Below are 10,481 nucleotides of genomic sequence, written 5' to 3' on the forward strand. Positions count from 1 at the left end.
GCCCAGCACCGGCCCCGGCACGGGCAGATGCAGCAGGCGGGCGGTCAGTTCCCCTGCCAGCTGGCAGGAGAGAAGAAGGGTCAGGGTGCCGAGCATCGGCAGGCTCCGGGCTTTTCGGGGAGGTGGCCGCAGCCTAATCCCGGAGCCTGCCGTGGGGGGAGAGGATATGCCCTACCGCGCCAGCAGTTGAGCCTTGAGCCAGTCGCGCACCTCGCGGCAGACGGCCTCGGCGGTCTCGTCCAGACAGTGGCCGGCGCCGGGCATCAGGACCAGCTTCTTCGGCTCGCGCGCCATGCGGTGGACATGGATGGAGCACATCGGCGTCAGCACCTCGTCGGCCTCGCCATGGACCAACAGCACCGGGCAGCTGAGGTCCGCCACCGCGTCGGTGCCCAGCCCCTGGGTTGCCAGCGTCACCACCGTGCAGACCGCGCCGCGGTTGGACGCCGCGGCCTGGATCGCCACCGCCCCGCCGAAGGAATGGCCGACCAGGGCGACATGGTGGATGCCCATCCGGCCGAGGAAGGTCAGTCCGCACAGCGCGTCGTAGACCGCCTCGTCCAGCGCGCGCGGCTTGCGGTAGCGGACGCGCAGCGAGGCGATGCCGTCCGGCGTGAGATCCTCCGCCAGCCGCGGATAAAGCCCGTGGGCCGGCGAGTCGAAGCCGCCGCCGACGCCGCCCAGCCAGATGACGCCCAGCGTGCCCGCCGCCTTATGCCCATCGGGGGCGGCGTAGAGGCGGGCGTCCACGGCACCACGGTCGGTGTCCAGGCGCACGGGGGCGAACCCCTCGTCCACGGTTTCGCCGATCTGCGCCGACAGGAGCGGCATGGGTGTTCTCCGGCTTGCCAAGGTCTTGCGGGGGTTAACAAGCCACGGGGCATCTCTGTTGCTCCGGCGTGTTGCTTCGGAACCTCGCCGCACCGTCTCCGGTTGTGCCGGGAGGCGGTCCGCGACACGAAACCCGCGATCAGGGCCACGCGCAACGCCCTGCAGCGCCGGGCGCCGCCAATCCGACAAACCAGACCGGGAGAAACCCCATGTCCCGCAGCAACCGCGACACCGAGCAGGAAAAGCACCAGTCCGGCGGCGCCGGAAAGGCCGCCAAGTCCGGCCATGAGGACCCGGACAAGGCCGCCGGCAACAAGCCCGGCCAGAACCAGTCCAGCGGGCAGGGGCGCGAGCGCGGCTCGGGCTCCGGCGGGTCCCGCGGCGCCTCCGACGAGCAGCGCAAGCGGGACGGCTGACCGCCACCGCTTCCGCGACGAACCCCCGGCCCGGCTGTTGGCGTCGGGCAAAGCCGTGCAACTGAAAAGAAGTGCGACACATGCTCAAACAGATTTCGGTCGATACCGTGAAGCAGGCCGCCGACCTCGCGTACGAGGCCGTGGCCGACCGTCAGCGTTTCCTCGCGGGAATGCGCAACATCGACCTCGGGGAACAGACCAGCGAGCGCGGTTCGCGGAACCCGACCGATCTCGACGCCCTCAGCATCCTGTCCTCCGACGCCAGCGGCGCGCTGAGCCAGTTGAACCGGATGCTGGAGGACCTGACTCCCGAACAACGGATGGAACTGCGCGCGGTCATGTTCGTCGGGCGCGGCGATTTCGCCGGAAACCAGTGGGACCGCGCGCTGGACGAGGCCGGGCGGGCCCCGGACGCCACCCACTACACCGACATTGCGGAGCGCATCGACCTGCACCGCGACCTGATGAAGGGGCTGTACGAGCTGGACCTGCTGAAGAAGAAGGACGGGCAATGACCAGGGGCCGGGACGGCGGGCGGCGCCCGGAGGGCTCCGCCGGGACGCTCGAACGTTGGGCCGCCATTCTTGGCGGCACGGCGCTGGGTTTCGCCGGGGCGCGGCGGGGAAGCTGGGCGCTGGCCGCGCTCGGCGGTGGGCTGTTCCTCGCCGGGGCGGCGGGGGTTCCGCTGTCCAGTCCGCTGCGGCAGGCCGCGCTGCCGGCGACGCGCCGGGAGCCGACGACCACCCAGGCGAACGTCACCATCGCGGTCCCGGCCGAGAAGCTGTTCCGCCACTGGCGCAACGTCCGCCATCTGGCGGCGCTGTTCCCCCACCTCGACGCCGTGGAGATCCTGTCCGACACGGAAAGCCGCTGGAAGGCCCATGGCCCCGGCGGCGTTCCGGTGGTCTGGAACAGCCGGCTCGACAAGGTCCGGGAGAACGAACTCATCACCTGGCACACGCTGGAGGGGGCCGACCTGCCGCATCGCGGCACCGTCCTGTTCCGTCCGGCGCCGGGCGGGCGCGGGACGGAGGTGAGCCTGACGCTGGCCTACCACCCGCCGGGCGGTGTCGGCGGCAACGCGGTGTCCCGCCTGTTCGGCACCGCGCCGGAGCAGCAGGCGCGCGAGGCGCTGCGCCGCCTGAAGCGGATCATGGAGGTCGGCGAGCTTCCCACCATCGACGGCCAGCCGAGCGGGCGGGCCGTGCGGGGCGGGTCGCGGTCGCGAACGCAGGAGGTGACGGGATGAGGGCGCTCTGCTGGAACGGCGTGAACGACCTGCGGGTGGAGCGGGTGCCGGACCCCACGATCCTCGGCCCGCAGGACGCGATCATCAAGGTCAGCCTATCCTCGGTCTGCGGGTCGGACCTGCATCTGATCGGCGGCTACGTCCCCACCATGCGGGCCGGCGACATCATCGGCCATGAGTTCCTGGGCGAGGTGGTCGAGAAGGGGCCGGAGGTGACGCGGCTGAACCGTGGCGACCGGGTGATCACCGTGTCGATCATCGGCTGCGGCAAGTGCTGGCACTGCCAGCACGAAGAGTTCTCGCTCTGCGACAACTCCAACCCGCAACCGGCCTTCGAGGAGGCGGCCTACGGGCACTGCACCGCCGGCATCTTCGGCTACAGCCACGCCTTCGGCGGCTATGCCGGAAGCCACGCCGAATACATCCGCGTCCCCTTCGCCGACACCAACTGCTTCCGCGTGCCGGAAGGGGTGACGGACGAGCAGGCGGTCTTCGTCTCCGACGCCGTGCCGACCGGCTACATGGCCGCCGACATGGGCAACATCAAGCCGGGCGACGTGGTGGCCGTGTGGGGCTGCGGCGGCGTCGGCCAGATGGCGATGAAGAGCGCCTTCCTGATGGGTGCGGAGCGGGTGATCGGCATCGACCGTTTTCCCGACCGGTTGCGCGCCGCCCAGATGAAGGCGGGGGCGGAAACGCTGGATTACAGCCGCGGCGACATCTACGACGCCCTGCTGGCGATGACCGGCGGGCGCGGGCCGGACGTCTGCATCGACGCGGTGGGGATGGAGGCGGACAGCGGCGCCTCGGCCATTGAGGATCTCTACGACCGCGGCAAGCAAGCCCTGCGGCTGGAGAGCGACCGGCCCGCCGTCCTGCGCCAGATGATCCAGTGCTGCCGCAAGGGCGGCACGCTGTCCATCGTCGGCGTTTATGGCGGCCTTCTCGACAAGTTTCCCATGGGGGCGGCGATGAACAAGGCGCTGACCTTCCGCATGGGACAGCAGCACGGCCAGCGCTACGTCAAACGCCTGTTCGAGCACATCGAGAAGGGCGACCTCGACCCATCCTACCTGTTGACCCACAAATGGGCGTTGGACGACGCCCCCCAGGGCTACCGCATGTTCAAGGAGAAGGCCGACGACTGCATGCGGGTCGTCTTCGCGCCGTGACGGCGGGCCGGAATGAAGGGTGGAAGGCCATGAAGATCGTCTACGCCTATCCGGCGGAGAAGGGGCGCGGCGTCGAGGCCGAGATCGTCGGGGACTTGCGCGACCGTTGCGGCCACGCCGTCCAGACCGGACGCGAGGAGCGCGACGCGGAGCGCGGCGGCGCCGTCGATGTCATCGTCACGCTGGAACTGGACGACTCCCAGCGGGACACCGCCCTCAACAGGCTGCGCGCCCACCCCGCGGTGATCGACGCCGCGGCGGAGAGTTTCGGGGAGCGGGTGTAGGACTCATGCAACGACAGCGGGCTCGGCTCCCGCGGAGTCGCCCAACGGGCGGGTGACGACGAACGCGCACAACATCTCGTGGCGCTCCCTTCGATGATACCGCAGATGTTCGCCGTCAACCCCGTCACCCATGGGACGAAGCCGGTCGGCGCCTGTTGGGGGCGGTGGTCGAAACAGTGCGGTGGAACGTCCCGTGTCGAGTCCTCCCGATGCAGCGCACGCCGGCGGTTCGGCCTTCGCCGTCCGCCGTTGTCCCATAGGCGTCGAACCCGCGCCCGGCGATCGCGCGCTGACGCGGGTCTGGGCGCCCGCCTGCCGCAACGTCCGCCTGCTGGTCGGGCCGGAGGAGCGCGCGGTGGCGCTGGACGCGGAGGGCGATGGCTATTTCTCCGCGATGGTCGAAGGGGTGCCGGTGGGCAGCCTCTACCGGTTCCAGCTCGACGACGGCCCGGCCTTCCCCGACCCGGCGTCCCGCTTCCAACCCGACGGGCCGGAGGGGCCGTCGCAGGTGGTGGACGCGTCCGCCTTCGCCTGGACCGACGCCGGCTGGGCGGGATGCGGCCTGCGCGGGCAGGTGGTCTATGAGATGCACATCGGCACCTTCACGCCGGAGGGAACCTGGGCGGCGGCGGCGCGCGAACTGCCAAGTCTGGCGGAACTGGGGGTGACGGTCCTCGAGCTGATGCCGGTGGCCGAGTTTCCAGGCCGCTTCGGCTGGGGCTACGACGGGGTGGACCTGTTCGCCCCGACCCGGCTCTACGGCGGGCCGGACGACATGCGGCGCTTCGTGGACCGCGCCCACGCGCTGGGCCTCGCTGTGATCCTCGACGTGGTCTACAACCACCTCGGCCCCAGCGGGAATTTCCTGTCCAGCTTCGCCCCACACTACTTCACCACCCGCTACAAGAACGAGTGGGGGGACGCGCTCAACTTCGACGGCCCGAGCTGCGGCCCGGTGCGGGAGTTCTTCCGGGCGAACGCCGCCTTCTGGATCGACGAGTACCATCTCGACGGGCTGCGGCTGGACGCTACCCAGCAAATCTTCGACCGCTCCACCCCACACATCATCCAGGAGATCGGGCAGGCCGTCCGCCAAGCGGCGCGCGGGCGCGGCACTCTGCTGATCGGGGAGAACGAATCCCAGCAGGCCGCCATGGCCACACCGGTGGAGCGGGGCGGCTGCGGGCTGGACGCCCTGTGGAACGACGATTTCCACCATACGGCCCGGGTCGCGCTGACCGGGCGGAACGAGGCCTACTACACTGACTACCGCGGCACGCCGCAGGAACTGCTGTCGGCCGTCAAGCACGGCTTCCTCTACCAGGGGCAATGGTACCGCTGGCAGGGCAAGCGGCGGGGGACGCCCACCCATGGGCTGCCGCGCCCGGCCTTCGTCACCTTCCTGCAGAACCACGACCAGATCGCCAATTCGGGCCGCGGCCAGCGGATCCACGCCCTGACCACGCCGGGGCGCTTCCGGGCGCTGACCGCGCTGACGCTGCTGGGTCCTGGCACGCCGATGCTGTTCCAGGGGCAGGAGTTCGCGGCCAGCGCCCCCTTCTACTACTTCGCCGACCACGAGCCCGATCTGGCCGTCAAGGTGGAGACGGGACGGGCGGAGTTCCTGTCCCAGTTTCCCAGCCTCGCCACCCCCGCCATGCGCGCCCATCTGACGCGCCCGCAGGACGAGGAGACCTTCCGGCGCTGCAAGCTCGACCACGCGGAGCGGGAGACCCACGCCGAGGTCTGGGCGTTGCACCGCGACCTTCTGCGTCTGCGCCGCGAGGACCCGGTGTTCCGCGCCCAGGGCGACGGCGGGCTGGACGGTGCCGTGCTGGGCCAAGAGGCGTTCGTCCTGCGCTTTTATGGAGAGGATGGGGACGACCGGCTGCTGCTGGTCAATCTGGGCCGCGACCTGCGGCTGGACATCCTGCCGGAACCGCTGCTGGCGCCGCCGGTTGGCAGGGACTGGACGCCCCTGTGGTCCAGCGAGGACCCCCGCTACGGCGGCTGCGGCATCGCCCCGCTGGAAACCTCGGACGGCGGCTGGCGGCTTCCCGGCCACGCGGCGGTCGTCCTGGCCGCCACAGACGTTGTTCCGGACGAGGAACGGGGCGAAGGCAACGGCACGAGCGCTCAGGAGACCCATGGCTGATTTCATCCGCAAGATCACCCGCGACGCCCTGCGATCCACGCCGGACGCCGCGCTGTCCCGCGAATGGCTTGTCGCCAACGGGCTGGGCGGCTACGCCTCCTCCTCTCTGTCGGGGGCGGTGACGCGGCGCTATCACGGGCTGCTGGTGGCGGCCCTGCCGGCGCCGCTCGGCCGGGTGGTGATGCTGAGCCAGCTCAACGACGTGCTGATCGAGCGCGACGGGACCGAGCGGCGGCTGACCGGTCACAACCCGCAGGCGGACCAGTGGCCCGACCCGAACTATCCGTCCGATGCCGCGCCCTCCGGCCTCGCCGAGTTCCGCATGGAGTCCGGGCTGCCGGTCTGGCGCTACGAATTCGGCGACGTGGTGATCGAGAAGCAGATCGTGCTGCCGCACCTGCAGAACATCGTCCATGTCACCTACCGGGTGGTCAAGGCGCCGCAGCCGATCTTTCTGCGGCTTCGCCCGGTGATGGCCTTCCGCAAACTGGAATCCGCGGTGGACGAACCGCTGGCCCGCGACTACCGCGTCACCGCCCGCGGCCACGAGTACGAGATTTGGGCCGGGCCGGAACTGCCGGTGCTGCGCATGACCATCGAGGGGGCGGAGCTTCCCCTGACCCTGGACGGCGGGGCGCGGCGCGACATCGTCTATCCGGTGGAGGCGGAGCGCGGCTATGAATCGCGCGGCTCGCTGTGGACGCCGGGCTATTTCAGCGGTCCCCTCAGCCAGGGCCAGACGCTGAGCTTCGTCGCGGCGACCGAGCCGTGGCAGCGGCTGTGGGCGTTGCCGCCCGCCGACGTCCTGCGCTTCGAGAAGGAGCGGCGGCGGCGCATCGTCGGGACGGCCCATCCGTCGCTGCGCGAAGGATCGATGGCGGAGCTTGTGCTGTCGGCGGACAGCTTCCTGTTCGTGCCGGCGGGCCGCGTCGCCGACCAGATGCGCGCCCGCGCCGAGGGCGACGAGGTGCGCACGGTGATCGCCGGCTACCACTGGTTCACCGACTGGGGCCGCGACACCATGATCAGCCTGGAGGGGTTGACCCTGACCACCGGGCGCCACATGGAGGCCGGCTGGATCCTGCGCACCTTCGCGCACTACATCCGCGACGGTCTGATTCCCAACATGTTCCCCGACGGCAAGGACGAGGGGCTGTACCACACCGCCGACGCCACCCTGTGGTTCTTCCACGCGCTGAACCGCTACGTCCAGGCGACCGGGGACCGGCACACGCTGCAATTGCTGCTGCCCCGGCTGGTCGAGGTGATCGACCATCACCGGCGCGGCACCCGCTTCGGCATCGCCGTCGACCCCGGTGACGGGCTGCTGCGCCAGGGGCGGGAAGGCTACCAGCTCACCTGGATGGACGCGAAGGTCGAGGACTGGGTGGTCACGCCGCGCCGGGGCAAGGCGGTGGAGATCAACGCGCTCTGGTACAACGCGCTGCGCCTGACCGCCGGCTGGCTGACCGAGGAAGGGGACGCCCAGGCCGCCCGCCCGCTGGAGGCGCTGGCGGAGCAGGCCCGCGTTTCCTTCAACACGCGCTTCTGGTGCGCCCACGCCGGGCACCTCTACGACGTGGTGGACGGGGAGCGGGGGGACGACGACGCCTGCCGGCCCAACCAGATCTTCGCCGTCTCGCTCGACAACCCGGTGCTCGACCGCGCCTGCTGGGAGCCTGTGGTGGAGACGGTGCGGCAGCGGCTGCTGACCCCGGTCGGGCTGCGCTCGCTGGCGCCGGGGCAGCGCGACTACAAGCCGAAATACTTCGGCGATCTTCGCGCCCGAGACGCCGCCTATCACCAGGGCACGGTCTGGGGGTGGCTGATCGGTCCCTATGTCGATGCGTGGCTGAAGCTGCATCCGGAGGACAAGGCGGGAGCGCGGGAGCTGCTCCAGGGCTTCCTGCCACATCTCGATCAGGCGGGGATCGGCACCATCTCGGAGATCTTCGACGCCGAGCCGCCCTTCAGCCCGCGCGGCTGCATCTCGCAGGCCTGGAGCGTGGCGGAGGTTCTGCGTTGCTGGGCGGCAACGGCGGAAGATCGATGATTCTGATGCGATCGTCATACCGCCTATGAAGAGCGTCATAAGAAATTGAGGCTAGATGTTGGAAAACCTGTCCGGTTACTGAAAAGAAAACTGCGACTCCGGAAAATTGTGAATCGATGACGGCGCTATAACATCGGTGAAACCCACATTCTGTTGAAGGTTTCTGCCGCCCGTGCTTATCATTCGTGGCGGGATGGAAAGAAAATTCACGAACACACACAGCCGTGTGACCGCCCGCGTAGGATGATGACGGGAGGTGGCATGCTGGCACTGCTGTCGAAGGCAAAGCACCCGGTGGTCGATTGGGACGCCTTGAGCCGGCGAATTCTGGATCAGAGCGCGCAGGGCTGCTGGGTGTTGGATGGCGAGTTGATCACTGTCGCAGTCAACCCGGCGCTGTGTGCGTTGCTTGGCTATCGGGCCGGGGAACTGGTCGGGACCCACCTGCTAGCCTATGTGGCCGAGGAAAGCCGAGGCGTTCTGGAGCGGCAGGCGGCCATCCGTGACCTGACCCCGCACCGTAGCTACGACGTCACCCTGACACGCTCCGATGGGACGCCGCTCCGCGTGATCTTCAACGACTCGCGGCTGGACGGCGAAGATGGTCGGATGGCGCCGGGCTTCTGCATCTTCGTGACCGACATCACCCGCCGTTTCGAAGAGGAGGCGCAGCGCGCCCTGCGGGTGGATCAGTTGGCGGACGCGGTCGCGCGCATGAACCGCTTTCTGGGGCAGATCTGCCAGGAGCTGAAGGACCCGCTGAGCGCCATCCTCGGCGCCACCCAGATGATCTCCTCCGACGTGGCGTTGCCCGATCCGGCGGGCGGCAGCGCCACCCCGGGGATCGCGCATCTGGGGGCTTACGCGGCGCTGTGCAGCGACGCCGGGCGGCAGATGATGCGGACCATCGAGAACCTGTCGCTGTGGTCACGCCTGCAGCTGAATCAGGTGCCGCTCGAACTGCGCGTCTATGAGCTGGGCGGCTTGCTCCAGGACGTGCTGGAGGACCTGGAGCCGGGGGCGCGTGCCCGCGATATCCTGATCGTCAACCGCATCGTCGCCACCCCGGTGCTGGGCGACCTGTCCGCGCTGAACACGGTGCTGAAGCATCTGATCGAGAACGCGGTGCGCTTCTCGCCCTCGGGAAGCATGGTCATGCTGTCGTCCACCCTGGCGGACGGACGGGTGACCGTGCGGGTCCAGGACAACGGGCTGGGCATTCCGGAGGAACTTCAGCCCCATCTGTTCCGCATCGATCCGCACCACGCCGCGCCCGGTGCCGACGGGGAGGTGGGGAGCGGCCTCGGCCTGCTGATCTGCAAGGCTCTGATCGAGCGTATGGGCGGCGGCATCCGTGTTTTCAGCAAGCCGGGCGGCGGAACCGCGGTCACGGTGACCCTGACCCCGGGAGGAAACGCCGGATTGTAACCCCAGCGAACGGATGGCTGGGCAAACCAACGCCATCGGCCGGAGGAGGGGTGGTGGGATCGGGGTGCCCCATGCGGGGGATTCGGACATTCAGTTGTCAACAGGGCACAGACCCGCGCGAAATCGCCGCGCCGGGAGTTCGGCATCAGAATCCGATTGACAGGCGTGAGCGCTGCAACACCCCCTCAATTCTGGAAAGGCAATGCATTTCAATGGTTTGTGTGACATGCCCAAAATTTGGGCAATTCGCGCTATGGCCTTGTCACGCTTGACTCGAATCGGGAAAAGCCGGCCCTTGTCAACACAGTTATCCACAGGCTCTGTGGAGAGCCTAAGCGGGAGGTGAGGACCCCAGCCCCCGGCCCATAACCTTTGGCGTGAGGCCCGTCCAATCAGAATAAGTACTTCAGATTTTAGGCTTCGCGCGTTTTTGCCGCTATAGTGGTCGCGCCTCATCCTGCCGTATTGCTCCAAATCAACCGGCCCTGGATGAGTGATGACGGGAGGGGTGCCCATGCTGGATGTCTATGGGACGTCTTGCCCGGCGGCGCGTCCGCGATGGTCGTGGCGCGCGGCGACCGGTGAGCCACGGTGCCGACGCGTGCAAGGATTTGCAGGTCCGGCCTTGGCGGCGGTGATGCTGTCCGCGTTGATCCTCCATCTTTTGCTGACGCTTGCCGCTCATTTGGGCGGGGCCGACATGGTCGGGGTGCTGGCTGTGGCGGTGGGCATGGCGGCGGTGCTGGTGGTCTTGCTTCCCTTTGCCCTGCTGTGTGTCCGGCGGGCTCAGGAAGCGCTGGCGGCCGGATCGGATTGCCGTGAGAGGACGGCTTCGCCGCAAGGTTGAAGCGCCATCGGTCGGGGAAATCACGGTTGCCCCCTTTTGTAAGTCC

At 68.9% G+C, this 10,481-nt stretch carries 10 protein-coding genes; 9 read left to right on the plus strand and 1 reads right to left on the minus strand.

Annotated elements, in window-relative coordinates; genetic code table 11:
* Positions 1-171: 171 nt before the first annotated feature.
* Entirely contained in the window at positions 172-831 is a 660-nt protein-coding gene (locus Q4I23_RS25745) for an alpha/beta hydrolase (RefSeq protein ID WP_498528098.1), read from the minus strand.
* 209 nt (positions 832-1,040) lie between these two features.
* On the opposite strand from Q4I23_RS25745, the gene Q4I23_RS25750 reads away from it, so the two are divergent.
* The 9 genes from Q4I23_RS25750 to Q4I23_RS25790 all read left to right on the plus strand — a co-directional run bounded on the left by Q4I23_RS25750 (position 1,041) and on the right by Q4I23_RS25790 (position 10,435).
* Entirely contained in the window at positions 1,041-1,247 is a 207-nt protein-coding gene (locus tag Q4I23_RS25750) for a hypothetical protein (RefSeq protein WP_038526580.1), read from the plus strand.
* A gap of 80 nt (positions 1,248-1,327) precedes the next feature.
* On the plus strand, positions 1,328-1,762 hold the full coding sequence (locus Q4I23_RS25755) for a DUF3775 domain-containing protein (RefSeq protein WP_038526583.1): 435 nt from the start codon (positions 1,328-1,330) through the stop codon (positions 1,760-1,762).
* The gene (locus Q4I23_RS25760; RefSeq protein ID WP_498528099.1) at positions 1,759-2,496 is read left to right on the plus strand and encodes an SRPBCC family protein; all 738 of its coding nucleotides are present in this window, start codon (positions 1,759-1,761) and stop codon (positions 2,494-2,496) included. The genes Q4I23_RS25755 and Q4I23_RS25760 overlap by 4 nt, the downstream gene beginning before the upstream one ends.
* Positions 2,493-3,668 carry a zinc-dependent alcohol dehydrogenase gene (locus Q4I23_RS25765; RefSeq protein ID WP_498528100.1) on the plus strand — a complete coding sequence of 392 codons (1,176 nt, stop codon included), beginning with the start codon at positions 2,493-2,495 and terminating at the stop codon, positions 3,666-3,668. Before Q4I23_RS25760 ends, Q4I23_RS25765 begins: the two co-directional genes overlap by 4 nt.
* 29 nt (positions 3,669-3,697) lie before the next feature.
* Positions 3,698-3,952, plus strand: a complete 255-nt coding sequence (locus Q4I23_RS25770) for a hypothetical protein (protein WP_498528101.1) — start codon at positions 3,698-3,700, stop codon at positions 3,950-3,952.
* A 193-nt stretch (positions 3,953-4,145) separates the two neighbouring features.
* Positions 4,146-6,107: a malto-oligosyltrehalose trehalohydrolase gene (gene treZ, locus Q4I23_RS25775; RefSeq protein WP_498528102.1), complete on the plus strand. Its 1,962-nt coding sequence runs from the start codon at positions 4,146-4,148 to the stop codon at positions 6,105-6,107.
* Positions 6,100-8,160, plus strand: coding sequence for an amylo-alpha-1,6-glucosidase (locus Q4I23_RS25780; protein WP_498528103.1), 2,061 nt, complete (start codon positions 6,100-6,102; stop codon positions 8,158-8,160). Before treZ ends, Q4I23_RS25780 begins: the two co-directional genes overlap by 8 nt.
* 261 nt (positions 8,161-8,421) lie before the next feature.
* A complete protein-coding gene (locus tag Q4I23_RS25785; protein ID WP_498528104.1) occupies positions 8,422-9,588 on the plus strand; it encodes a PAS domain-containing sensor histidine kinase in 1,167 nt (388 codons plus the stop codon).
* 625 nt (positions 9,589-10,213) lie between these two features.
* Positions 10,214-10,435: a hypothetical protein gene (locus Q4I23_RS25790; protein ID WP_454019307.1), complete on the plus strand. Its 222-nt coding sequence runs from the start codon at positions 10,214-10,216 to the stop codon at positions 10,433-10,435.
* Positions 10,436-10,481: the final 46 nt, after the last annotated feature.

This window comes from Azospirillum sp. UFLA03-27 (assembly GCF_059803775.1).